Genomic DNA, 26138 nt, shown 5'->3' with positions numbered 1-26138 from the left:
ATGAATAACGCATCAACAGCTTTAAAGGTAGCCGCTGGGATATTTTTGACCATCGCTCTAATTACGATTGTAGTTATACTGTTTATTTCAGCCCAGGAGGCGACTAAAACGGCACAAAACAATTTTGCTGATATCCAGACCGAATTGTCGCAAGCCTCTTTTACGGTATATGATGGCACAACCATTAGCGGTTCCCAGGTGACCAATGCGCTGCGGAAGTTTCAGGGGAAGGACCAATTCGGCATTCAGATTAAAACCGGCAAAAATATGGCAGGCCAGTGGTACGGTAATGCTCTGAACATTAGCCCAGACAGTGAACAGTATGGCGCCGTGAATGGCGGCAGTGATAAGACTGGGAAAATCACGAATACGCTTAATGAGAAAGAGAATGAATACGTAAATCCAAGTGGCAAATTCAAGGCTGAAATCGTCAAGGACAAATCGAACGTTGTCCGTGGATTGTTGTTTACCCAGTCCTAAGCACTACAGTAAAGATAATAATCATAGGGGGGATGAGAGTATGTCTGATCACGCTTCAAGCATGCTGCGGCTTGGTGTGTCAGTTATTCTGTTCATAACCGCATGTGTAACGGCAGCAGACTTGTCCAGCCAGCTGGATGGTGCACTGGAATTAAGATCACAGCAGGAGGAGCATTCTGAAGGGCGAATAGCCCGTACTGCTGGGGTGGGGTTGCCGGAACGGATAAAAGGAACTCAGGTAATGCAGGCAATTCGCATGAACTTACAGGAGGGGATTTCGATTCATGTCGACGGAACAGAGTACGATGCGTATTCTGAACCGTTTGAGCCTGATGTATCGACCTTGGATGCTTCTTCTTTATATTCCATATACCCACAGCGTAATGGGAATGGGGACATAACATCTGTACGTTTTGAGAAATTGGAGGAGGAATGAAGTGGTTCAAACAATATCCAAGCTGTTGGGGGCACTGCTCGCTGTATTGCTTTTGTACATCGTACCCGCAGCTCAAGCTGCTGAACGGCAGGATGATATATCCGGGTTAAATACATATCATTCAACTGTACGTTTTGTTGATATGGTAAGAACCAAAGGTTACATTACACCGACGATGTATAACGATTTTATGCGTGATCTGGAATTGACAGGCAATATCTACGAAGTTGACTTGGAGCATATGCACAAAAAGTATGTACCGGACTATGCAGATGCCGCGAAGCCAGACAGTTTTCTGGGCAATTATGAAACTGTATATGATGGGTACTATAATCCGCAAATCTTACCTGTACTGTTTCCTGACAATCAGCAGCCAAAATCAGATCAGCTACGTCGGTATACCTTGATGGCCGGGGATTATTTTACGGTCCGGCTACATAATACGAATCGGACTCCTGCGGACTTGTACAAATCATGGCTTCTCGGTGGGGCAGATAGCGGAAAGCCGGCAGTTACAGCTTCTTACGGGGGCATGGTTCTGAATGAAGATTACTGATTTTGCAGTCATATTTATACTTTTGTTTTTGCCCTTTGGTGTAGTTAGTGACTTACGGGTCCAGAATCAGCGTGAAGTGCAGCAGCTAGAAATGAAATATACGTCGGCTCTCCGTACCGCAGTTCAGGATGCAGGGGTTATGCTCTCACAGAATGAACGTCAAGAACGCGAGGCCGGATACGGATCGGATAAGTTTTTTCGTGTAGATAAAGAAGCAGCGCTGCACACGTTCCTGCACACCCTTTTTCTTAATGTAGGCATTGATGGGGATATAGTAGCACAACGTGCATTATTGGATTACATACCAGCCATTGTAATTCTAGATTATGACGGTTATTATGCGTTCACTTCAGAAGCCTATACCGACGAGCATGGACAAGCTGCCATAGGTCCCAAATGGAGCGAAAAAAAGCCATATGCCTATGTTGATTCAGTAGGCAACAGTGTGGGGTTCACCTTGGATAATTATGTGCACGCATATGATGCGCGGAATCACAGGTGGGTGGAGGGCTTTCAAAAGGAACTTCAGGACCAGACCCCTATATCTTTACTGAATAATTCAGAAACTTTTGAGCAAATACGTCGTTCCACCATCGTTCGCAGCGTCCAAGAGGACCTGGCGCGAATTATTAATGTCCATAACGAAAAAGCTGCACGTAACGGCATAACTTATACGTTCACGCTACCGCTCATTCCGCAAGAGGAGTGGTACAACACAGTAGATGATGTGGGTCTGATCGCGTTTATCCAAGGCATTCCGGTCGGAGACAGGTATTACAATAACTATGGATTTGGTGGTGGGAGAGTCGTTAGAAAGCAAGACATTATAGGCGGCATAGAACCAGATACTGGGATGAAATATTTTTATAGAGATTCATGTCCAGCTCCCTTTAAAGCGAGTGAACGTTTTGCGGATGAAAAATCTGCAGCAGCTGCGGGATACTTTGAGTACAAATGTTATAATGGCTTAAAATAATCACCTTCATGGGTGGTTTTTCTTTTTTTAGGCAGATCCATATCAAAAACCTTAAAAATCGCTGTTTTCCATATTCCGATATGGTTGCAGAATGTGCTACAATAAAGCTTTGAAAGAAACGAAATGCATATGAAATAAGAACAGTCGGCAGCGCCGATGACAATAAGGAGCCAAAAACAGCTTATGAGTTTATTGACTGTAGAAAATGTATCTCACAACTTTGGGGACCGCGCATTATTTAAAAATGTTTCCTTTCGATTGCTTGCGGGGGAACGTGTAGGTTTGGTAGGAGCTAACGGTGTCGGTAAATCGACACTCATGAACATTCTGACTGGAAAATTGCTTAAGGATGAGGGTAAAGTGGAATGGACTCCACGTGTACGTTACGGCTATCTGGATCAGCATACCAAGCTGACACCGGGCAAAACGGTACGTGATGTTTTGAAAGACGCTTTTCTTCCTTTGTTGGAATTGGAAAAGGAAATGATGCAGATTACTGACAAAATGGGGGATGCTTCTCCTGAAGAGTTGGAAGTGCTGCTGGAACAGATGGGTGAAATTCAGGAGCAACTGGATATGGGGGATTTTTACCTCATTGATGTGAAGGTTGAAGAAATGGCGAATGGACTAGGTCTGTCGGCCATAGGACTGGATCGGGATGTATCTGCACTTAGCGGTGGGCAACGGACAAAGGTGCTTCTTGCTAAGTTGCTGTTGGAAAAGCCAAATGTTCTGCTGCTGGATGAGCCTACCAACTATTTGGATGTAGAGCATATTGAATGGCTTACGCGCTATTTGAAGGATTATCCCTATGCTTTTATTCTTATTTCACATGATACTGAGTTTATGAACCAGGTCGTTAATGTTATTTACCATCTTGAATTTGCCAAGATGACCCGTTATTCAGCTAACTATGAAAAGTTTCTTGAAATGGCGGATCTGAACAAAGCTCAGCATATTGATGCTTATGAGAAGCAACAGGACTTTATTAAGAAACAGGAAGATTTTATTCAGCGTAATAAAGCGCGTGCCTCTACATCTGGCCGAGCAAAGAGCCGTGAAAAGCAACTTGATCGGATCGAACGTATAGATAAGCCTGAAGAAGCTGCGAAGCCAACCTTTCAATTCAAAGAAGCACGTGCAAGCGGAAAGACGGTATTTGAGGGTATTGATTTTGAGATTGGTTATACGCATGCCCTTTTGCCTAAAATGTCCATGACGATTGAACGTGGCGAAAAGATTGCTATTGTTGGCTACAACGGTGTCGGTAAATCGACATTGCTCAAAACCATATTGGGAAAAATACCGCCAATCAGTGGAAAAACCTATCAAGGTGATTTTTTGCAGCCCGCTTATTTTGAGCAGGAAGTAAAGGCGGAGAAAATTACACCGATTGACGATGTGTGGAATGAATTCCCACATTTGAACCAGCATGAAGTACGAGCGCATTTGGCGCGTTGCGGTTTAAAGAATGAGCATATCACGCGTCCGCTATCTGCGCTCAGTGGTGGAGAACAGGCTAAAGTCCGTCTTTGCAAACTGTTAATGCGTGAAAGCAACTGGGTACTGTTCGATGAGCCTACCAACCACTTGGATGTTAAAGCTAAGGATGAGCTGAAACGTGCCTTGAAGGAATACAAAGGGACCGTATTGCTTGTATCTCACGAACCGGACTTTTACGAGGATTGGGTAACCAAAACGTGGAATGTGGAAGAGTGGTCAAGTAAAGTTAACTAACATCAACTAAATCCAATTCTGCATATTTCACACGAAGTGGGGTTTGCAGAATTAGGAAAATATGCTAAGCTATCTTTAGCTTATACAATAAAATAGTCACACTAGGGGAGCCGCCCATGCGGCTGAGACGGAATAAATGGATTTCGGACCCTTTGCACCTGATCTGGGTTATGCCAGCGTAGGGAAGTGAGCGCCGTACAAACAAGGCAACACCATCTTATTTTTGTTTGTGCGTGGGACGATACACGTATACGGATATCATTGTCCGTTCGATTATTGGACGTTCGTTAAACCACTTCCTTGGGGAAGTGGTTTTTTTGCGTTTCGTTCACTTTAAGTTGTTCGAGCTTCCGTAGACGATTCACATACAATCCCCTTTCATTACTGCTGGTAGACGTGGCTGACTAAGCTTAGATCCATTAGTCCAATGTGAGGTGAAGACAAAATCGAATTACACGCAATTTCGATGGAAAAGGGCACTTTTGCACAAGCAGCCCAAGTGGCTGCTGTGATTTGTCCGTATGTTCATTATGTACACGCGCGTTTAAAACAGAATGGTGCCTCTGCATTGCTTTCTTTGACTCGCAGCATGGTGGAGCAGGGAGTTTCTTTGCAACAAATTGTAGTAAATGATCGTGTGGATGTAGCTTTACTTACTTTGGTTGGAGCCGTCCAGCTACCAGCTAATGGATTACCTGTAGCGGATGTGAAAAGCCTGCTTCCAAAGGGTACACGCTGTGGAGTATCTGTGCATTCCTTGGAGGAGGCGCAGACTGCCGAGCGGGCAGGAGCGGACTATGTACTTTATGGTCACGTATATGAGACCCATTGTAAGCCCGGTATTGTACCGCGGGGTTTAGCTCAGCTTGAACATATTTGCAGGCTGTCGAACATTCCGGTGATCGCGCTGGGCGGCATACAACCGCACCATATCCCGGAGCTTTATAGGGCCGGAGCAAGCGGAATTGCGGTGATGTCTGGTATATGGAAGGCTGAGTCGCCCGTTGCAGCTGCGATGGAATATAGGCGAATGGCAGATCTTGTAGTTCACAGCCTGTAGCGAGAAAACGAGAGTAGAGGCAAGCTGAAAGCAGAATGGTTTATGGAGAGGAGACACGAAACAAATGCCAAAGATACACACAGAGGCAAGAGCGATAGGACACGCTGAATGCTTGGTCATAGGTGGAGGTGTCATCGGCAGTTCCATTGCTTATCATGTGGCCAAGGAGGGAAGAAGTACGATCTTGCTGGAACGATTGATCCCGGGTGAGGGAGCCTCAGGAGCAGCGGTTGGAATGCTGGCAGCGGAAAGTGAAGAGTTCACCGACTCTGAGCTGGCACGATTTGCTCGCATAAGTCGAGACGCATTCCCTGAGCTTGTCTGTGATCTGGAGCGTTTGTCGGGTATTTCGGTGGAATTCCGTACAGAAGGATTTGTGACCCCTTTCCGTACGGAAACTGAAGGCCAAAAACGCTGGAAAGCTGCTAAAACGCGAGAGGATGATTGTCCTATCTGGTGGGATGCGAGGGAATTGGCCCGACGAATTCCAGGTTTGGATGAACAAGCGATCGGGGCAATATATCGTTCAAAGGAGACACAAGTGGCTCCTGTCCAGCTTTGCCGTGCTTATGCAGGTGCTGCTGCGGTGCTGGGGGCAACGGTATGGTCTGGTACACAGGCAGAGCAACTGGTCATACAGAATGGTCGAGTTTGCGGTGTTCGAACACATAGTGGCTTTTTTTCCTGCGATCAGGTCATTATTGCTGGAGGCTTGGATAGCATGAAATTGCTAGCGCAGGTTGGATTTGAATATCCACTTTATCCGGTCAAGGGCGAAGCGGTAGCGGTCTCCTTGAAGGATCACCCGTTAGAATACACCATTTATGCTGATGATATTTACCTCGTGCCTAAACAGAATAACGAGCTTTGGATTGGGGCAACGAGCCTTCCGCATCAATATGACGAAGAGGTGACCGTAGGAGGCTTGGAGGGGTTGCTGGCACGTGCCTCTGCTTGGCTGCCGCGCGTCCGTGAAGCTTCTTTTATACGCACTTGGGCGGGCTTACGTCCGCAGGCCGCATCAGGTCATCCTTTTATAGGCACTGTCCCTGGGGTCGAGGGCGTATATGCTGCCGTCGGGCATTATCGCAACGGTGTCCTGCTGAGTGATGCTACCGGGCGTGCGCTGGCAGCTATGCTTAATGGGGCTGGTGCAGCTGAACTTGGGATAAGTAGATTTTCTTCTGAGCTCCTCAAGGAGGAAAGCTTATGAAGCTGACGATTAACGGCCAGAGCCTGACCTTTTCTAATCGAATCACTCATGTGGATCAATTGCTACATGAGCTTGATGTAAAGGTGAAAACTGTAGTGGTAGAGCTGAATCGGCGTATATTGACCCGTGAAGATCATGATGAAGCAGTACTGAAGGATGGAGATTGCCTAGAGATTGTACATTTTGTGGGAGGCGGTTGATCATGTTAACCATTGGAAAAGCATCTTTTACCTCAAGGTTGTTGTTGGGAACAGGAAAATTCACTGATCTGGATATCCAATCCCAAGCCGTAGAGGCTGCTGAGACGGAAATATTGACGTTTGCTGTACGGAGATTGAACTTGGAGGAACGGGATAAGCAGCATTTTCTCGATATGCTGGATTTGAGCCGATATACACTTCTTCCCAACACAGCAGGGGCTACAACAGCAGAGGAGGCCATTCGTATTGCCCAATTGGCAAAAGCCTCCGGCTTGTGCGATATGATTAAGGTGGAAGTCATTGGGGATAGCAAGACACTGCTGCCTGACCCTTTTGAAACGTTGAAAGCTAGTGAAAAGCTGTTAGAAGAAGGCTTTATCGTGCTACCCTACATATCGGACGATGTGATTCTAGCCAAGAGGCTACAAGAGCTTGGAGTACACGCCGTTATGCCTGGAGCTTCACCGATTGGTACAGGACATGGTTTGCTCAATCCGTTTTCATTAGAGCTAATTATTGAACAGGCGGAGGTCCCGGTTATTGTCGATGCGGGTATTCGCTCACCCAGTGACGCGGCAATGGCTATGCAGTTGGGGGCAGATGCTGTTTTGTTGAACACAGCCGTATCAGGAGCGAAGAACCCAGTAAAAATGGCTGAGGCCATGAAACTGGCTGTTCGTGCTGGAAGATATGGTTTTGAGGCGGGGATGATTCCTGTAAAACGTTACGCTTCAGCGAGCAGTCCGACAGAAGGCATGATTCAGGCATGAAGGTATCTGACAAATCCGGTGCAGGAGGAACACATCCAAGTGACCGTTATTCCAGACAAGAAAGATTCACACCCTTTGGACCGACAGGACAACGTCGGCTTGCTTCCTCTCACGTATTAATCATAGGTGTTGGAGCGCTAGGCACAGGTATTGCGGAAACACTTGTTCGCGGGGGCGTAGGTACAGTGAGCCTCGTAGACCGGGACTATGTGGAATGGAGCAATTTGCAGCGCCAACAGCTTTTTCAGGAAAGTGATGCTGCGCAAAGATGTCCCAAAGCAGTAGCTGCTCAGCGAAGATTAAAGGATATTAATTCGGAAACGGTTATACATGCACATGTACTGGATGTTAGGGTGGAAGAGCTGGAAGAGTTGATCCAGGGGGTAGATCTCGTAATGGATGCAACCGATAATTTCGATACCCGACTTCTTATGAATGACATGGCACTAAAGCATCGGATTCCTTGGATTTATGGGGGATGTGTGGGCAGCTATGGTGTAACCTACACCATTTTACCGGGTCAAACGCCTTGTCTTCACTGTCTGCTGGGAACTGTGCCGTTTGGTGGTGAAACCTGTGATAGCGCCGGGATTATTCCGCAGGCCGTACAGATGGTCACGGCTAACCAAACTACGGAAGCTTTCAAACTTCTGGGTGGATATCCAGAAGATTTGAGAGGAAAGCTGCTTTCGTTTGATTTGTGGAAAAATGAGTATGTAACGATAGCAGTAGATAGCGTTAAAAAGGAGAATTGTCCTTCTTGCGGCAACCAACCGACGTATCCCTACTTGTCGGCCTCTCATCGGCAGAAAACAGATGTTTTGTGCGGCAGGGATACCGTTCAAATTAGACCAGCAAACCCGACACATCTGAATCTTGCGGAAATAGCAGATAGATTTGCTTCTTTGGGAGAAGGAAAAGTAGAGCAGAATCCGTTTTTGGTTTCCTTTAGTACAAGCGAGCATCGCTTAGTTGTTTTTGCAGATGGCAGAGCGTTGATCCATGGGACAAAGGACGTGGCAAAAGCAAGAAGTCTGTATCATCGCTATTTGGGTTAAACCATAAAAGCAGAAAGCCATTCTTTGGAGAATGATTTTCTGCTTTTTTGTTACAATAATATTAATATGCTTTAATGGCTTATAACAAACTTGTTCGTATCCAATGTAATGCTATGTCCAAACCAGGTGGGTGAAAAGATGAGCCCGTTAATTTTACTTGTGGATGTAAATGAAGCGTCTCCCGTAATTGTTCTTCCATTGGAGCAGGCAGGTTATCAGGTGGTACATGTTAGCAATACATCGGATGCAAGCTCTTATGCAGCCCACAATCCGGTGAATTTGCTACTCCTGAACATAGGAGATGAACAGGCGGATACACAAGGCTTGATTCGCATTTTGCAGCAAAACCATCCTCATGTCCCGCTATTTGCAATGACTTCATCAGATGAGGAGGACCATATTGTTTCCTGCTTTGAACAAGGGGCACATGATGTGATCGTTCTGCCCTTTTATCCAAGAGTTTTTCAGGCAAGAGTGGCTAATTTATTGCGGATTTTTGGTATTGAACGTGATGTGAAAAGGGCGATCGAAGCGGGTGATTTACATATAGACAATGCAAGCAGAATGGTGAGCAGAGGGAAACAAAAACTGGAATTAACTCCGAAAGAATTTGATCTTTTGCTTCATCTGGCGATACATCTTAACCAAGTTTGTAGCAGGCAGCAAATTCTGAAGGATGTTTGGAAACATGATTATATCGTTGATACGAACGTGGTAGACGTCTATATCAGACATTTGAGGGTTAAAGTAGATAAAGGGTATAAGTTTAAAATGATCCGTACGGAACGAGGTATTGGCTATTCACTCAGAACACCAACAGTATCAGAATAGCATAAGGCATATAAAAAAGCCGGAACTTTTCGTCCCGGCTCGCATATTTCAAAATGAGTTTCATATTACAGCACGCGGCGTGCTTTAATGTATGTTCTTTTCCAGTTGCCGGAGTTCAAATCGGAGATGGTCACGCCAGGTCCGCCGTAAGTGTGTAAAATTTTACCCCCGCCCATATAGACTGCTACGTGGGTAATGTTGCGTCCTGTGGCACGGCTACCGCTTGAAAAGAACACTAAGTCACCTTTTTTCAAATTGGACTTGGATACGGCATGTCCGACTTTAGACTGTTGAACAGAAGTACGTGGCAAATCCACTCCGTATTTCTTGAATATGTGCTTCATGAAAGAAGAACAGTCAAAATTACGTGTAGTGCTCGTGGAAGCTCCAAACTTATAAGGAGTTCCCATATATTTTTCACCGTAGTTAATTACTTTTTGGCCTACTGAAGTAGTAGTGGCAGCTTGTGCCGTATTTGTTCCCTCAATTGCAAAAGTACCAAAGCCGATAGTGGCTGCGACCCCTGTTATAATTACCTTTTTTATGATTTTCTGCATATTCATGTTGTAAGTACCTCCAGAAATTGATTTGTGCAATATTTTGCTGAGTTGCTAACTAACTGACAGCGTTGAGTATAACAGTTTTGAAACCGCCTAATAGTTGGAAAAGAACTCTCAAATGCTTGAGGGACAAGACTTACACAGCGTTTATTAAAAAACGATTAAAAATTACAATTTGTAAAAAATATATCGATTCATAGATCTCTATAAACGGAAAAACCCTTGTTAATCAAGGGTTTTGAGTGAAAGAACAATCTGAACAATGGTTACAACAATGTCATAATTAATCCTTGCTTTGAATAACGAGTAGTAGACCGCTTTTGATGGAAATCGTACCTTTTGAAGCCGTTAGCTTATTACTGACAGCACGCGATTGTCCCATTTTGAGGGTGGCATTATGTAGCGGATACATAAATCCTTCCAGTTGTATACCTGTTACTTCGGCAGTCATAGGAAGCAGCGATGTATATGTATAGCCCATAGGCTGGATCTCAAGCGTTGATCCGGTGAGCTCAATATAATTATGTGCGTCCATAATAGCGCAGCTAATATGATGCTGCATTGCGCGTACCAATATTTGAACATTAGCTAATGTGTGATCCATCCGGGTGCCAGTCACACCAAGCAACAATACATGATCTACGTGCTCGTCCATAGCGATTTCCAAAGCAAGCTCAGTATCTGTTAAGTCTTTAAGTACTGGATCACACGCAATCATACGTTGGCTTGCTAATTCTACCTTTTCTTTTTCCTCTGGTGTGATCGAATCAAAATCTCCTACAGAGACATGTGGTGTAATACCGTGTTCGATCAGGAAAAGAGCACCTTTATCTGCACCTATAATAAAATCATCGGGTTGTATTTGATGTAAATCTTCTTCATTAAGACGACCGCCTGAAAATACAATCGCTCGTTTTTTTGTCATAATCAACATCCTTTCTTTCTGATACGATCCTATATATACCATCGTTTTTAAGTATACCGCGTTAAATATGGCTTGCACAATTTTGGAGGACACGGATACAATGAAACAGAAAAAAGGAAGTGTAATAGGAAGGAGAACGAAATGATTAACGTTTTGTTTGTATGTTTGGGCAATATTTGCCGCTCTCCGATGGGGGAGGCGATACTGAGACATAAAGCGCAGGAACGGGGATTGGGTGCAGAAATCGGGGTAGACTCGGCCGGGACAGGCGACTGGCACATCGGAAATCCCCCGCATGAGGGAACACTAAAGCAACTTAAGCTGCATGGAATCAGCGAACAAGGCATACAGGCGAGGCAAGTAACGGGCCGCGATTTTGACGCGTTTGATTATATTGTGTGCATGGATGACTCCAATGAACAAAACATGCGTAAGATTGCAGGTGGGGCGGAGGCTGATATTCTAAAATTTATGGATTTGCTCCCTCAAGAAAAATTAAGAGAAGTACCCGACCCGTATTTTACAGGGAATTTTGAAGAGACCTATCGATTAATGGACGCAGGGTGCGACGCCTTGCTGGACAAGATCATAGAAGAAAAGCTATAATGTGAACGAAAGATGACGGCAATAATTGCCGTTTTTCGTTATACACTTTTGAAAGCGTAACCAAATTATGAAAAAGAGGAAGGAGCTTTATGACCTATTAGGTCAATGCTCTCATTCCCCTTAGTTACCTGGAAGAATATTTACTCAGGCGCGATCCAAAAAATACATTAGCGCGTCAGGCAACTCGTTTTGCCAAAAGCCCCACAAATGTTTGCCATCCTTTTCACGGTAAGAAACTTCAGCGTTCCGTTCGCGCAGCAAATCTGCACATTGACGGTTAAGCTCTACAAAGTTGTAAATGCCAGTATCACTCTCAAATGCATCTTCCTGAAGGCCAACTGTCATCCACACCCGCAAATGAGACAGATCTTTCTCACGGGCTATGATTTCCTGCGAAGCTTTATAGTAAGCACCTGAGAGGCTGATAATGCGGTTGAACAGCTGAGGATACATCAAAGCCAAATGCAGAGACACACTGCCTCCCAGTGAATCCCCCGCCAAAATGCGGGACGCTGCATCTTTTCTTATAGGATACTTTTGCTCTACATAGGGAATAATTTCTTCTGCAAAGCAGGCGGTATACGCCTCAAAACGATTGCCAAAGGGAGCATACTCCTGAGTTCTGATTTTGGTGTTCACTTCCACTCCTACAATAATGAAGGGTTCGACGCCCTCATCTAGAATGAGGCGGTTGGCGTGAGTTGCAATGCGGCCAAAATTGAAAAATTCTTCTCCGTCCTGACAGTATACGACCGGGTAGCTCAATATTTCATTATAGCCGGGCGGCAAATAAATCCGGAGAGTTCTGGTCTCGCCAAGAAAGCGGCTGTCTACTTCGTCTTTAAGGATGGTTCGTTTTAAATACCGAGAATCCGTCATTTTTCGTCACCTTTCTTGGGTATTATTTTGCATTCGGGATCACAATAAGTTAAGATTACCCTGATTGCAATAGATGTTTAAAATTTCAATCATGTACTAAGCTGTTATAGTAAAAAACATACCCTGTTACACACACAAAAATGTGGCAAACTCAAAAAAAATAACTAAATCTTTGACGCGAGCGATATAACAGGTGTATAATAATCCTATAACAGCGGAACTTGATATTCAAATTTTTTTGTTGAGGTGAAGAAAATGAGCAAGGTTCCTTATGAAGTTTACACAGAGGAAGTTGAGGCGCTGTCCGTACTTTCTCCGGATGGTGAAATTATCAATAAAGATATGTTGCCTAAACTTACAGATGATCAATTGAAAGAAATTATGTATCGAATGGTATTTACACGTACTTGGGATGACCGTGCCGTTAACTTAGGCCGTCAAGGACGTCTCGGTTTCTACGCTCCGGTATCCGGACAAGAAGCAACCATGATTGGTAGCGAATATGCGCTCCAAAAAGAAGACTTTATTGCTCCAGGCTACCGCGATATTCCGCAAATCGTTTGGCATGGCCTGCCATTATACCAAGCTTTCTTGTATTCCCGTGGTCATCAACACGGCGGCCAAGTGCCGGACGGTGTTAATGTACTGATGCCGCAAATCATCATTGGCGCGCAAATTTTGCATGCTATGGGTATTGCGATGGGTTACAAACTGAAAAAGCAAAAACAAGTCGCCATTACATATACAGGTGACGGCGGTTCTTCCGAAGGTGATTTCTACGAAGGCCTGAACTATGCTGGTGTATACAAGTTGCCAGTTATTTTCTTTGTGCAAAACAATGGTTACGCGATCACGACTCCATTCTCAAAACAAACGGCTGCTCTTTCGATCGCTCATAAAGCAGTAGCTGCTGGTATTAAAGGCGTGAAAATTGACGGCATGGACGTGCTTGCAGTTATTAAAGCCGTTCAAGAAGCTGCAGAACGTGGACGTAATGGCGAAGGTGCTACATTGATTGAAGCCGTAACGTACCGTTTCCGTCCGCATTCCCTTTCTGATGATGCAACAAAATATCGTTCCAAAGAAGAAGAAGGCGAATGGAATGCGAAAGATCCGATTGCCCGCTTTGCGAAATACCTTGAGAAAAAAGGTCTTTGGACTGAAGAAGATACAGCTCGCGTAAAAGAAGAAGCTAAGGCAAAAGTGAACGAAGAGATCAAAAAAGCCGAGAAAACAGAGAAAATGACAATTCCTGGCCTGATTGATAGCATGTTCGAAACAACGCCTAAGCACTTGGAAGAACAAAAAGCTGATTTTAAATAATTGAACTTAAAAGAGACCGGGCGGTAACCCGATCCGGTCTGCTTTTCGATTGACCTGAACTGAAATTGATCTGTCAATGTTTAAGGAGGAAATGAAGCAAATGGCACAAATGAACATGAAAGAAGCGATTCGTGACGCACTGCGCGTAGAGTTGAAACGCGACCCTAACGTCCTGCTTTTCGGTGAAGACGTAGGTCATGTAGGTGGCGTATTCCGCGCTACGGAAGGTCTGCAAAAAGAATTTGGCGAAGAACGTGTATTCGATACTCCGCTGGCGGAATCCGCAATCGGGGGTCTTGCTGTGGGTCTGGGTATTCAAGGCTTCCGCCCTGTAGCTGAAATCCAGTTCGTAGGCTTTATCTTTGAAGCACTCGATCAAATGGCAATTCAAGCATCCCGTATGCGTTACCGTTCCGGTGGACGTTACAATTCTCCAATCGTATTCCGTACACCTTTTGGTGGTGGTGTTAAGGCAGCCGAGCTGCATACAGATTCCTTGGAAGGTCTTCTGGCTCAAACACCTGGTATCAAGGTTGTTGTTCCTTCCAACCCTTACGATGCAAAAGGCCTTATGATCGCGTCTATACGCGACAATGATCCAGTATTTTTCATGGAGCATTTGAACCTGTATCATGCATTCCGCGCTGAAGTTCCTGAGAATGATTACACAGTTGAACTGGGCAAAGCTAATGTAGTTCGTGAAGGTTCCGATGTGACGATCATTACTTACGGTATGATGGTACACACTTCGATTAAAGCTGCTGATGAGCTGGAAAAAACAAAAGGTATCAAAGTAGAAATCATTGATTTGCGTACCATTAGCCCGATTGACATTGATACCGTTGTTGCTTCTATTCAAAAAACCAATCGTGCCATCGTTGTTCAAGAAGCGCAAAAGAGTTCCGGTGTAGCTGCTGAAGTTATTGCACAAATTAACGAAAAAGCAATCCTGCATCTGGAAGCACCCGTTCTGCGTGTAGCAGGTCCAGATACCGTTTATCCTTTTGCTCAAATTGAAGATACTTGGTTGCCAACGCCAACACGTATCATTGATGCGGTTAATAAAGTATTGGAATTTTAATTAAAGCACACCGTAAATTTGGGAGGTTTTAAACGTGGCTAAATTTGAATATAAATTCCCGGAGCTAGGTGAAGGTCTTCACGAAGGCGAAATCATCAAGATTCACATCAAGCCCGGCGACAAAGTAACAGATGAAGATATCATCATGGAAGTACAAAACGATAAGGCTGTAGTTGAAGTTCCTTGTCCGGTTAATGGTACAGTACAAGAAGTATTTGCCAAAGACGGCGACATCTTTAACGTAGGTCAAGTCGTAGCTGTAATTGATGCAGAAGGTGAACTTCCTGAACAAGAAGATGCACCAGAAGCACCAGCTGCTAGCCCTGAACCAAGTGCTGCTGCACAAGGCGGAGCTGCAGGTACAGCTAGATTTGAATATAAATTCCCAGAGCTGGGTGAAGGTCTTCACGAAGGCGAAATCATCAAGATTCACATCAAGCCCGGCGACAAAGTAACAGATGAAGATATCATCATGGAAGTACAGAACGATAAGGCAGTAGTTGAAGTTCCGTGTCCAGTCAATGGTACGGTTCAAGAAGTATTTGCCAAAGACGGTGACATCTTTAATGTAGGTCAAGTTGTGGCTGTAATCGCTGCAGAGGGCGAACTTCCTGAACAAGAAGATGCACCAGCTGCTGTGAAACAAGAAGAGGATGCTGCAAAAGGCGGAGCTAACACAAAACCAGCTGCAACACCTGCTGCTTCTAACAAAGACGTACTGGCTACACCTAGCGTCCGCAAATTTGCTCGTGAGCAAGGTGTAAACATCGCTCAAGTGAGTGGCTCCGGCAAAAATGGTAAAATCACCAAAGAAGATGTAGAAGCTTTCAAAAATGGTGGAGGTCAAGCGGCTGCACCAGTAGCGAAAGAAGCTGCAAAAGCACAAGAGCCTGCTAAGAAAGAAGCGAAAGCTGCAGCACCATCTGCACCAGCAGTAGATCCACGTGCTGAGGAAGAGCGCGTACCATTTAAAGGTATCCGCAAAGCTATTTCCAATGCTATGGTTAAATCGGCTTATACGGCTCCGCACGTTACGATTATGGATGAAGTAGATGTAACTGAACTGGTTGCTTTCCGTACTCGTATCAAACCAATTGCTGAGAAGAAAGGCACAAAAGTAACATACCTGCCATTCATCGTAAAAGCTTTGGTTGCTGCTTCCCGTCAATTCCCGGCTCTGAATGCCACGATCGACGAAGAAGCAAACGAAATTGTCTACAAAAAATACTACAACATCGGTATCGCTACAGATACAGACAACGGCTTGATCGTTCCTGTTATCAAAGATGCTGATCGTAAGAGTATCTGGATGATTGCTGATTCCATTCGTGATCTAGCTGTGCGCGGTCGTGATGGAAAATTGGCTGCGAATGAGATGAGAGGGAGCACAATCTCAATCACTAACATCGGTTCCGCAGGCGGTATGTTCTTTACTCCAATCATTAACTTCCCTGAAGTTGCGATTTTGGGTACTGGCCGCATCAGTGAAAAAGCAGTCGTGAAAAACGGTGAAATTGTAGCTGCTCCAGTAATGGCTCTTTCCTTGAGCTTTGACCACCGTATTATTGACGGTGCAACTGCTCAAAACTTCATGAACTATATCAAACAGCTGCTCGCTAACCCTGAGTTGCTTGTTATGGAGGTGTAATCAATGGTAGTAGGAGACGCTTCTCTGGATATTGACACATTGGTTATCGGTGCGGGTCCTGGCGGCTATGTAGCTGCCATCCGTGCCGCACAATTGGGACAAAGCGTATTGATCGTTGACAAATCTGAGCTGGGCGGTGTCTGTCTGAACCGTGGATGTATTCCATCCAAAGCTTTGATCTCTGCAGCTCATCAATACGAAGCAGCTAAACATGGCGAGTCTTTCGGTATTACGGCTGAGAACGTAAAAGTAGACTTTGCTAAAACACAAGAATTCAAAAACGGTGTTGTTAAGAAAATGACAGGCGGCGTAAGTGGCTTGCTCAAAGGCAACAAAGTTGAAGTTTTCAATGGTGAGTGCATGTTCATCAACGAAAACGAAGCGCGTGTATTCAACGAACATGAATCACCACGTTACCGTTTTAAAAATGCAATTATCGCAACAGGTTCCCGTCCAATTGAACTGAAACCATTCCCATTTGGCGGACGCATTCTGTCTTCTACAGAAGCATTGAACCTGCCTGAAATTCCGAAAAGCCTGATCGTAATCGGTGGTGGATACATTGGTGCAGAGCTTGGACAAATGTACTCCAAATTCGGTTCCAAAGTAACGATCATTGAAGGTATGGATACAGTGCTTCCTGGTTTCGACAAAGATATGACTTCAATCGTTGCGAAAAGCATGAAGAAAACTGGCATCGAAATCTTCACTGGCGCTAAAGCGGAAAGTGCAGAGCAAACAGATAAAGACGTAACAGTGAAATTCTCCGTCAACGGCGAAAGCAAAGAAGTAACTGCTGATTATCTGCTTGTAACTGTTGGACGTCGTCCAAACACTGACGGTGAACTGGGTCTGGATCTGATCGGCCTCGAACTAGATGAGCGCGGAATGGTGAAAGTTGACCACCAAGGACGTACTAGCATTCCTCACATCTTTGCAATCGGCGATATCGTAGCTGGTCTTGCTCTGGCGCACAAAGCTTCTTACGAAGGTAAAGTAGCTGCTGAAGCAATCGCAGGCGAGCCGTCTGTAGTAGATTACAAGTGTATGCCGGCTGTCGTTTTCACAGATCCAGAATGCTCCAGTGTAGGCTACACAGAGACACAAGCCAAAGAAAAAGGCTACAATGTCAAAGTTGGCAAGTTCTCTTATGGAGCAAACGGTCGTGCGGTTTCCCTGAACGCTGCTGAAGGTTTTGTGAAAATCGTAGCTGACGCTGACACAGGTCTGGTACTGGGTACGCAAATCGTAGGTCTGGAAGCTTCCAACCTTATTGCTGAGCTGGGTCTGGCGATTGAAATGGGTGCTACACTCGAAGATATCTCCTTGACTATTCATGCTCACCCTACATTGGGCGAAATCGTTATGGAAGCAGCAGAAGTCGTGCTGGGTCATCCGATCCACGCATTGGCACCACGTCGCTAATACCATTTTTCATTATCTCGTTTTTGGTTTTCATACATGACAAAGAGAGGCAAGGAGCGCTATATCTGCGCTCTTTGTCTCTTTTTTTTCAAACTTTAGGATTTTCAGGACTACCATGAAAATTCACACAGTACATGGTCAACGAAGCACCGTACATGATAAACTAAATATAGATATTGGTGCAGAAAAAGAATTTTAAAGATTAGAATCTGGCGATGCCAGGTTTTTATTCATGCTCAAAGGAGAGGAATAACGTGCGTAACTATTTGGAACTGCTGGAGGATATTTTAGAGAATGGAGTAAAAAAAGAGGATCGTACAGGAACGGGTACACTATCTGTTTTCGGAAGACAACTTCGTTTTGATCTGGCCAAGGGCTTCCCCTTGGTGACCACCAAAAGAGTACATTTGAAATCCGTTATTCATGAGCTGTTATGGTTTTTGCGGGGAGATACCAACATTTCTTATCTCAAAGAGAACGGAGTTACCATTTGGGATGAATGGGCCGATGAGCAGGGCAATCTGGGGCCTGTATATGGATCGCAATGGCGCTCGTGGGAAACAACAGATGGACAACATATTGACCAAATTTCGAATGTCATTGAGGCTATTAAAAATAATCCGGATTCACGTCGACACATCGTCAGTGCTTGGAATGTGGCTGAAATCGAATCGATGAAGTTGCCTCCATGTCATTTTGTATTTCAGTTCTATGTAGCTGGAGGGAAACTTTCCTGTATGCTAACGATGCGTTCTGTGGATACCTTTTTAGGGTTACCGTTCAATATCGCAAGTTATGCATTGCTAACGCATATGGTTGCACAGCAGTGCGGTTTGGAGCCCGGCGAATTTATTTGGTCAGGAGGCGATGTGCATATTTATTCAAATCATATGCAGCAAGTGCATACACAGCTGGAACGTGATCCTTATCCGTTGCCTCAGTTAAAAATTCTGCGCAAGCCGGATTCGATTTTTGATTATACCTACGACGATTTTGCTTTTGAAAATTACGAGTATCATCCAGGGATCAAGGCGCCTGTCGCCATCTGATTAGAGGAGGTGGAAAAATGGGCATTTCAATGATATGGGCTATGGCACAAAATGGTGTGATTGGCCGGGATAACAAACTTCCCTGGCGCCTCCCTAGAGACATGGCTTTTTTCAAAGAGCAGACGATTAATAAAACGGTACTCATGGGACGCAAGACGTGGGAATCTTTTGGAGGAAAAAGCCTGCCAAACCGACGTAACGTCGTCTTGACTCGAGATCAGCGCTATCAGGCAGAAGGTGCGGAAGTAATTCATTCACTGGAAGAAGGGCTCCAATTAGCAAAGCAGGAGGAGTTAATGGTCATTGGAGGAGCGGAGATTTATTCACTGTTTTGGCCACATGCTGATCGGCTGATTGTGACTCGGATTGAGGAGACTTTTGAAGGCGATACAACCTTCCCTGAGCTGGGTTGGAACGGCTGGAATATAGTCAGTGAGACCCCGGGTATCAAGGATGACAAAAATCCCTATGAGTATCGTTTTGTTGTTTACGAGAGAACGGAATAAGAATAGACTGTATTCGACCCCACTCATTTGAAAAATTAATAAACCATATAAAAAATCCTTTTGGCTGTTGATGCAGAAAGTTGCATAAGTTTTCATCACTTTTACGCTGTATTGTGATACAATAAATCAAATTCAACGAGAACAGACCCTTTCATAATACAAACAGACAAATTCGAATTTGACTTAAATTCTGAATGGATGATCGGGGTTCATAAGCGAAGAGATGGGGGAACGTAACATGTCTACACCAACTGGATTTATGGAATACACACGACAGCTTCCTACAGACCGGGATCCGGCAGAGCGTATAAAGGATTGGGAAGAATTCCATAAGCATATGTCTGAAGAAGAGCTGCGTACCCAAGGGGCGCGTTGTATGGACTGCGGAACTCCTTATTGTCATACGGGGATGGATATCATGGGAGCAACTTTAGGCTGCCCGGTTCATAATCTCATTCCGGAATGGAACAATCTCGTATATCGTGGTTTGTGGAAGGAAGCACTAGAGCGGCTGCACAAAACGAATAACTTCCCGGAATTCACAGGTCGTGTCTGTCCTGCGCCATGTGAAGGTTCGTGTACAGTCGGCCTGATCGGACAGTCTGTTACAATTAAAACCATTGAGGAAGCTATTATCGAAAAAGGCTTTGAGGAAGGTTGGGTCGTTCCTAATCCGCCAGAAAAGCGTACAGGCAAACGTGTGGCTGTTGTTGGTTCGGGTCCGGCAGGTTTGGCTGCAGCTGCTCAGCTTAACAAAGCAGGGCACAGCGTGACTGTGTATGAGCGTGCGGACCGTGTGGGTGGATTATTGATGTATGGAATACCGTCTATGAAATTGGATAAGAAGGTTGTTCAGCGGCGTGTGGATTTGCTAGAGGCTGAAGGTATTCAATTCATCACAAATACGGAAATCGGCAAAGATATCCCTACCGATCAGTTGATTGCTGAATATGATGCGGTTGTCCTATGCGGTGGTTCTACGAAGCCAAGAGAATTCAACATTGAAGGTAGCGATTTGAAGGGTGTTCATTATGCGATGGACTATCTGAATGGTACCATCAAAAGTTACTTGGATTCCAACCTGGAAGATGGCAACTATTTGTCCTCCCAAGGTAAAGACGTTATTGTAATCGGTGGTGGTGATACGGGTTCAGACTGTGTAGCTACTTCTTTGCGTCATGGTTGTCGGAGTGTCACTCAATTTGGTACTCACACCAAAGCGCCTATGGAGCGTGACCCGATTGCCAATCCTTGGCCACAATTTCCAAACGTGTATTCTCTCGATTATGCACAGGAAGAAGCGAAGGCGCTGTTCGGAGAAGATCCGCGTGAGTTCTCCATCATGACGACCAAATTTGTAGGTGATGAGAACGGTAATTTGAAAGAGCTACACACCATTCAAATTCAACGGATTGTTGATGAAACGGGCCGCAAAATCTATCAACCGATTCCAGGTACGGAGCGCATATTCCCTGCACAAATTGCTCTTATTGCCATTGGATTTGATGGTCCTGAGCAAACGATTGTAGAGCAAATTGGTTTGGAGACGGATCGTCGCTCCAACGTTAAAGCACGTTATGGAAAATATGTTACCAATGTAGATAAGGTTTTTGCTGCAGGTGATATGCGTCGCGGACAAAGTCTTGTCGTGTGGGCTATTAATGAAGGTCGCGAAGCTGCACGAGAGGTTGATAAATACCTCATGGGCGCTACTGTTTTGGTGTAATTATAAATTTTATGTTACGGATCAGTAAAAGCTCCATCTTCGGATGGGGCTTTATTGTATTTCAAGCTGAGTCTGTCAGAAGCGAAAAATGAATAAATGATTATTAAGCTGTGAAACATGTGAAATTTATGTTAGTTAATATAACTCCAATTTAATTATCTCACCATATATTTCTTATCTATATTGATCATAACATAAAAAAGAGTGTTTAGTGTAGCTTTTTTATAGAAAAAAGAATTATTTCACAAGAAAATTAGATAAAATCCGATATTTGTGTCATGTAAATTAACATATACATAACTTTCATTGACTGTATAAAATCATGACCTGAGAGAACCATGGTATCTATGGTATAATACACGTATATTGTTGAAACGTTAGACTAAATGAATTTACAAAGGAGCTTTCGTCGCGAGAAGGCTCCTTTTGCATGAGGCCGGGATACCTGTGTTTTCATTAACGTTCCATGTATATGTATGATTCATGGGGGAGAAACAGAAGGCCGTCAGGAAGGAATGGAGTATGAATGAAGACGTTGATTATTGCTGAGAAACCAGATATGGGACGGACGATTGCCGCTGTTATGGAGCCGCGGGCTAAAAATAACCGTACTTATTTGGAAGGTGAGAAATACATTGTAACCTGGGCGATCGGACATTTGTTGGGTTTGGCTGAGCCGGATGCATACGATGAGAAGTACAAACGATGGAATATTAAGGATCTTCCTATTATCCCTGAGCAGTTCAAAATTGTACCGAATCCGAAAACAAAAGATCAGCTGAAAATGATTGGTGAACTGGCTAAACGCTGCAATGCCATCGTAAATGCTTGTGATGCTGGACGGGAAGGGCAATATATTTTTGCGTTGATTCAGCAGCAATTGAAGTTGCATCAGCCAGTTAAGCGGCTGTGGATTTCAGATTTGACAGCGGAAAGTATTGCGACAGGCTTTGAACGATTGCGAGATGCTTCGGAGTTTGAATTTCTGACTCAAGCTGCGAGGGCACGAAGTGAAGCGGACTGGCTGATCGGAATGAATGCTTCCAGAGCGTTCACAACACGACATAATACACTGCTGTCAGTAGGACGGGTGCAAACTCCCGTGCTGGCACTGATTCATGACCGGGAAAAGGAAATTGAGGCATTTCAGTCTCAAACCTTCTATGATGTGTGGGCTGAATTTAAGCAAGAACAGATTAAGTACAAAGGTGCGTGGCAGGGGGATCGGTTGACGAAGCCAGAGGAAGCTGAGGCGATCGCTGCGGCCGTTCGCGGAAAAACAGGTGAAATCACCAAATATGATACCAAGCAGACAAAAGAGTATCCTTTTAAATTGTACGATTTAACGCTGCTTCAACGCGAGGCGAATGCCAAGTACGGTTATTCGGCCAAAAAAACACTGGATGTGGCACAAGCGCTTTATGAGCGACACAAGGTCATTTCCTATCCGCGTACCAATTCTAACTATGTGACAGAGCAAAATATAGACGGCATGCACAAGGCACTACGGATGCTGGGGACAGGTCCTTATGCTGATCTGGTACAACAAGCCAACCCCAATTTGGTTCATAAACAAAATAAATCGGTCTGCAATCCATCTCGTGTTGAGGATCACCATGCTATTCTGCCGACGTTAAAAAGGCCAGGAACGTTAAGCAAGGAGGAGCAAAATGTATATGACCTGGTTATTCGCAGGTTTTTGTCACATTTTTTCCCACCTGCTGAATACAAAATGCATACCGTAATGACACAGGTGGACAAGCATCTGTTTAAAACAAATATCAAAGAGCTTCTTTCCTTGGGATGGAAAGTGGTTTTGAGTAAGGCTGATCAGGATAAAGGTAAAAAGAGCAAATCACCGAAAAAAGAGGATGAAGAGGAAACGGACGAGTGGACGGATAAGAAGTTTGAGATTGATGCGGGGCGTCCCGTGGATTGTGTTCGGGCCGAGATGAAAGAAAAGGCGACTCAGCCCCCTAAAAGCTACACGGAGGGTACATTGCTTAAGGCGATGGAAAGCGCGGGCAAACAGATGGAGAATGAGGAATTGCGTGAGGTCATGAAGGACGCCGGTTTAGGCACACCTGCGACGCGGGCCGCCACAATTGAACGATTGAAAAAGGTTGGCTATATTGAAATGAAGGGCAAAAAGATTCTTATTACGGAAAAGGGAAAGATGGCTATTGACCTGATCCGTCATGCTGGGGTTGATCTATTAGCCTCGCCGGAGATGACTGGTCAATGGGAACGTCGTCTACACCAAATTTCCAAAGGAGAGGCGGCTCAAGAGAAGTTTATGGATAACGTTAAAAGATTTACGTTGTCCATCATTGACAAGGTGAGGCAGCAGCCACCGGCTCCGGCAAATGCCTTTGGCGAGGAAGCGAGGGGAAAGCGTGCAGCTGGAAAAGAAGGCGCACGTAATGCACGCGCGAGTGGAGGCACCGCCGCCAAAGGGGTGGGGCGTGCTACATCAGGACGCGGTGGAAGCGCAACGCTGGAGCAGACAGCAGCACCAGCAAGTCGTGCTGCGGGAACAGCGGGTTCCGCTGCACGCAGCTCCTCCGATGGAGCCTCAGGCTTTTCGGTGAGCCAAAGGCAAGCTTTGGGTAGCTGCCCACGCTCTAATTGCGGCGGAAGCATTATAGAAGGCCGCAAAGGGTATGGGTGCAGCCACTACAAGAAGGGTTGTGGCTTTGTCGTCTGGAAGGAATATGCTGGAAAGCAGATTACCGGAACGATGCTCAAATCTCTGTTGACGAAGGGACAGACGCAATTGTTGTCTTTTAAGCGTAAAGATGGATCGACCGTCAAAGCGCGAATTGTTCTGAATGAACCAGGTACAGGACAACTTAGCGTTCGAGAGGAATCCTGAGACAGGGTTTAGACCACCATTTTGGCTGAATCAAAGGTTGAATAACATTTTAAAAACAAAAAAGGGACCCTATCCGAGGGTCCTTTTTTGTTGATGCAATTGTATGCTTTCGTGGATAACTCGTGGTACTTCCGTTAGCTTCTGTATCGTATACATCACGGAGTTCACGTTTTTTTGCAATTCAACCATATTGTAAATCCATTCCTTAGGCTGCTTGAGATACACAGCATGAATACCTGCGGCAAGGGCTGGAGATACATCAGTGCGCAGAGAATTCCCGATCATCCAGGTGATGCTTCGGTCCAAGCGATTCATCTGGATGATTTCTTCCAGTGCTTCGACATTTTTATGCTGGCGAATGTAGATGCGCTCATTAAAGTAGGTAGCCAGTTTCATTTGTTCAATCTTTCTTTCTTGAATGATCTGCTCACCCCCAGTATAAAGGTGGAGGGAATGCCCTGCTTTTTGGAGGGAGTTCAACGTTTCGACCATGCCTGGATACGGTTCGATTTCCTGTTCGTACACACTTCGGCCAAGAGAGCGAAGCTCCTGCTCTTCCCGAAAATCGAGACGGCGTCCGAATTGTTCCGAGAAAAATTGGTACGTATCTATCAGAGATTGTGGAAAATGCTCGCTGGCAAAGCCCACTTGATGAACTCCAGCCACATCAATTTCGATTTGTTTTTCACGAATCGTATTTTTCGTTAGATTATGAGTTGCAAACCATTCCTGAAGCAAATCGAAAAAGTGGTTGAGGATAAGGTCAAAATACTTGTTGCAGTGGACTAAGGTGTCATCAAGATCAAATAAAATGTGCTGCTTCGGATACGACATGATGCATACTCCTTCCAAGCCAAAGCTTTAACGCTGCTTTGGTTATAACTAAAAGTACAATTCAAATTACAATCCAATATAGGATTCCAAAAATACCTGTAAATCAGCCGCGCCATCGGGACGGATGCTGAATTTTTCCTTATGATAACGTCCGATGTGAATACGGAGCAGACCAGCCACTCGTAAAATCATCATATCAGACATGAGTGTATCTTCCAAACGGCTCAAATCATGGCGCATATCTTCGAGAGACTTAGGACCTTGAGCTACATAACGCAGAATTCGCAGCCGCTGCGGATCATTGACCGCACGAGTGAGCCGTAGCAGAAGCGTAGGCGGTTCTTCCTCGCTCTCCTCGGGAATATCTACTGGATACTGGATCAGCAGTGTGCGGGTATAAAAACAGTATGAATTAATCGGGCGATTATGGACAACCGGAAATAGGACTACTGTATCCAGGTCTTCCATGTGTGGCACGACTAGTCCAGCTGTCGCATACTCAACCAGTGCTTCCGGTTCCATTTTACTCAGTAGCATGCGCTTTTCCGCAGCGTCTTCTTCTGCCAACACACGTAGTTCGCCTTCCAAGGCCCGAAAATAATCACGATCCCACAATTTGAGGAGTGGTGCGTATACCTTACGAATGCGTAAAGATTCTTCAAAGGTTAAAAAAGGGATATGCGGAACGAGCAGCTCAAACATATCTTTATCCGGACCGTGGTCCAAATAAGAGATATAATCAGATATTTCATCCGATTCCGGTCGAAGTAACGCCCAGGCATAGAGTGCGTCATAATCGCTAAAAGGGCAATCCTGAGCTGTAGCAAGCTCAGTACGAACTTCATGTTGTAGTCGTGCATCCACCTTGTCGATCCATTCATGGCCCAAGTCCATATCTTGGACCCACTTTTTAGTCACATAGGCCATGAAGCTGCCGAGCAATTCATAAATTGGAGAAGTGTCTATTTTAATTTGATAACTCATGGAACCCAATGCCTCCTATTCTGTCTTCTAGCCCAGAGCGGTGAACGTAATTAAGCCCGTCCATAAGCAAAACATGAGCATTTTAATAATTGCTCACTTATTTATTATGGCTTGTTCTGCCAGGGATTGTCCACTATAATATGAAATAGTGCGTTGTGACGTGAATGGGTTCGGATTGAACATACGAGGCTCCTTAACCAAAGGAGTCGGATACATACCAGACAAGCTCTTTCCGTAAAATCGTCATCTCAGATGGCGATTTTTTTCTTCTATTCTCTAATACACTAATTACACCTGAATTTGTATGTGTTTGTCGGTTTTGCAGGACGGTATGGAATACATAGTGATAAGAATTATTATTGATTATGGAATCAAATGCAAATCATTTCTTAACATTAAT

The 26138-nt window shown here is 44.8% G+C and carries 25 protein-coding genes and 1 riboswitch; of the genes, 20 read left to right on the top strand and 5 right to left on the bottom strand.

Features of this window, described 5'->3' with window-relative positions:
- From MKY24_RS14365 to MKY24_RS14315, 11 genes are all read left to right on the top strand, one after another.
- On the top strand, positions 1–480 hold the full coding sequence (locus tag MKY24_RS14365) for a hypothetical protein (RefSeq protein ID WP_023988985.1): 480 nt from the start codon (positions 1–3) through the stop codon (positions 478–480).
- A 40-nt stretch (positions 481–520) separates the two neighbouring features.
- Positions 521–916: a hypothetical protein gene (locus MKY24_RS14360; RefSeq protein WP_053325605.1), complete on the top strand. Its 396-nt coding sequence runs from the start codon at positions 521–523 to the stop codon at positions 914–916.
- A 1-nt stretch (position 917) separates the two neighbouring features.
- Complete coding sequence (locus MKY24_RS14355; RefSeq protein WP_053325604.1) at positions 918–1472, top strand: hypothetical protein; 555 nt, start codon at positions 918–920, stop codon at positions 1470–1472.
- Positions 1459–2448 (top strand): hypothetical protein, encoded by a 990-nt coding sequence (locus tag MKY24_RS14350; RefSeq protein ID WP_053325603.1) that lies wholly within the window; start codon positions 1459–1461, stop codon positions 2446–2448. Before MKY24_RS14355 ends, MKY24_RS14350 begins: the two co-directional genes overlap by 14 nt.
- Before the next feature lie 183 nt (positions 2449–2631).
- On the top strand, positions 2632–4185 hold the full coding sequence (locus MKY24_RS14345) for an ABC-F family ATP-binding cassette domain-containing protein (RefSeq protein ID WP_023988981.1): 1554 nt from the start codon (positions 2632–2634) through the stop codon (positions 4183–4185).
- Positions 4186–4278: 93 nt separating this feature from the next.
- A riboswitch (TPP riboswitch) is annotated at positions 4279–4387 on the top strand.
- 264 nt (positions 4388–4651) lie between these two features.
- Positions 4652–5245: a thiamine phosphate synthase gene (locus MKY24_RS14340; RefSeq protein WP_053325602.1), complete on the top strand. Its 594-nt coding sequence runs from the start codon at positions 4652–4654 to the stop codon at positions 5243–5245.
- A gap of 64 nt (positions 5246–5309) precedes the next feature.
- The gene (gene thiO / locus MKY24_RS14335; protein WP_339200236.1) at positions 5310–6458 is read left to right on the top strand and encodes a glycine oxidase ThiO; all 1149 of its coding nucleotides are present in this window, start codon (positions 5310–5312) and stop codon (positions 6456–6458) included.
- Positions 6455–6658 (top strand): sulfur carrier protein ThiS, encoded by a 204-nt coding sequence (gene thiS, locus MKY24_RS14330; RefSeq protein WP_013310519.1) that lies wholly within the window; start codon positions 6455–6457, stop codon positions 6656–6658. The genes thiO and thiS overlap by 4 nt, the downstream gene beginning before the upstream one ends.
- Before the next feature lie 2 nt (positions 6659–6660).
- Entirely contained in the window at positions 6661–7428 is a 768-nt protein-coding gene (locus MKY24_RS14325; protein ID WP_076159169.1) for a thiazole synthase, read from the top strand.
- On the top strand, positions 7425–8486 hold the full coding sequence (locus tag MKY24_RS14320; protein WP_053325600.1) for a ThiF family adenylyltransferase: 1062 nt from the start codon (positions 7425–7427) through the stop codon (positions 8484–8486). Before MKY24_RS14325 ends, MKY24_RS14320 begins: the two co-directional genes overlap by 4 nt.
- A gap of 138 nt (positions 8487–8624) precedes the next feature.
- A complete protein-coding gene (locus MKY24_RS14315; protein ID WP_339200235.1) occupies positions 8625–9317 on the top strand; it encodes a response regulator transcription factor in 693 nt (230 codons plus the stop codon).
- Positions 9318–9382: 65 nt separating this feature from the next.
- On the opposite strand, the gene MKY24_RS14310 is transcribed toward MKY24_RS14315, so the two are convergent.
- Both MKY24_RS14310 and MKY24_RS14305 read right to left on the bottom strand, forming a co-directional pair.
- Positions 9383–9880 carry a C40 family peptidase gene (locus tag MKY24_RS14310; RefSeq protein WP_339200234.1) on the bottom strand — a complete coding sequence of 166 codons (498 nt, stop codon included), beginning with the start codon at positions 9878–9880 and terminating at the stop codon, positions 9383–9385.
- A 280-nt stretch (positions 9881–10160) separates the two neighbouring features.
- Complete coding sequence (locus MKY24_RS14305) at positions 10161–10802, bottom strand: thiamine diphosphokinase (RefSeq protein WP_069080597.1); 642 nt, start codon at positions 10800–10802, stop codon at positions 10161–10163.
- Positions 10803–10943: 141 nt separating this feature from the next.
- Between MKY24_RS14305 and MKY24_RS14300 the strand changes: the two genes are divergently transcribed.
- Complete coding sequence (locus tag MKY24_RS14300) at positions 10944–11408, top strand: low molecular weight protein-tyrosine-phosphatase (RefSeq protein ID WP_023988973.1); 465 nt, start codon at positions 10944–10946, stop codon at positions 11406–11408.
- Positions 11409–11552: 144 nt separating this feature from the next.
- Here the strand turns inward: MKY24_RS14300 and MKY24_RS14295 are convergent, their stop codons facing one another.
- A complete protein-coding gene (locus MKY24_RS14295) occupies positions 11553–12287 on the bottom strand; it encodes an alpha/beta hydrolase-fold protein (RefSeq protein ID WP_339200232.1) in 735 nt (244 codons plus the stop codon).
- A gap of 255 nt (positions 12288–12542) precedes the next feature.
- Here MKY24_RS14295 and pdhA point away from each other — a divergent pair, with 255 nt between their 5' ends.
- The 8 genes from pdhA (at position 12543) to MKY24_RS14255 (ending at position 23920) form a co-directional block, all read left to right on the top strand.
- Positions 12543–13610 (top strand): pyruvate dehydrogenase (acetyl-transferring) E1 component subunit alpha, encoded by a 1068-nt coding sequence (gene pdhA / locus MKY24_RS14290; RefSeq protein ID WP_013310511.1) that lies wholly within the window; start codon positions 12543–12545, stop codon positions 13608–13610.
- Between the two features lie 100 nt (positions 13611–13710).
- Complete coding sequence (locus MKY24_RS14285; RefSeq protein WP_013310510.1) at positions 13711–14691, top strand: alpha-ketoacid dehydrogenase subunit beta; 981 nt, start codon at positions 13711–13713, stop codon at positions 14689–14691.
- A 34-nt stretch (positions 14692–14725) separates the two neighbouring features.
- Entirely contained in the window at positions 14726–16339 is a 1614-nt protein-coding gene (locus MKY24_RS14280) for a 2-oxo acid dehydrogenase subunit E2 (RefSeq protein WP_339200231.1), read from the top strand.
- A 3-nt stretch (positions 16340–16342) separates the two neighbouring features.
- Entirely contained in the window at positions 16343–17764 is a 1422-nt protein-coding gene (lpdA, locus tag MKY24_RS14275) for a dihydrolipoyl dehydrogenase (protein WP_023988970.1), read from the top strand.
- A gap of 254 nt (positions 17765–18018) precedes the next feature.
- On the top strand, positions 18019–18813 hold the full coding sequence (gene thyA, locus MKY24_RS14270; protein ID WP_023988969.1) for a thymidylate synthase: 795 nt from the start codon (positions 18019–18021) through the stop codon (positions 18811–18813).
- A gap of 17 nt (positions 18814–18830) precedes the next feature.
- Positions 18831–19319, top strand: coding sequence for a dihydrofolate reductase (locus MKY24_RS14265; RefSeq protein ID WP_023988968.1), 489 nt, complete (start codon positions 18831–18833; stop codon positions 19317–19319).
- 238 nt (positions 19320–19557) lie between these two features.
- Positions 19558–21045: a glutamate synthase subunit beta gene (locus MKY24_RS14260; protein ID WP_023988967.1), complete on the top strand. Its 1488-nt coding sequence runs from the start codon at positions 19558–19560 to the stop codon at positions 21043–21045.
- A gap of 526 nt (positions 21046–21571) precedes the next feature.
- Positions 21572–23920: a DNA topoisomerase 3 gene (locus MKY24_RS14255; protein WP_339200230.1), complete on the top strand. Its 2349-nt coding sequence runs from the start codon at positions 21572–21574 to the stop codon at positions 23918–23920.
- A gap of 69 nt (positions 23921–23989) precedes the next feature.
- Here MKY24_RS14255 and MKY24_RS14250 read toward each other — a convergent pair whose 3' ends face one another.
- On the bottom strand, positions 23990–24754 hold the full coding sequence (locus MKY24_RS14250; RefSeq protein ID WP_028541704.1) for an HAD family hydrolase: 765 nt from the start codon (positions 24752–24754) through the stop codon (positions 23990–23992).
- A 66-nt stretch (positions 24755–24820) separates the two neighbouring features.
- A complete protein-coding gene (locus tag MKY24_RS14245; protein WP_023988964.1) occupies positions 24821–25738 on the bottom strand; it encodes a hypothetical protein in 918 nt (305 codons plus the stop codon).
- Positions 25739–26138 lie beyond the last annotated feature (400 nt).

The sequence above is a fragment of the Paenibacillus sp. FSL P2-0322 genome, assembly GCF_037975315.1.
Taxonomy (GTDB): domain Bacteria; phylum Bacillota; class Bacilli; order Paenibacillales; family Paenibacillaceae; genus Paenibacillus; species Paenibacillus polymyxa_B.
Note: the sequence above shows the minus strand (reverse complement) of the source record. Positions and strands in the feature narration are given on the sequence as shown.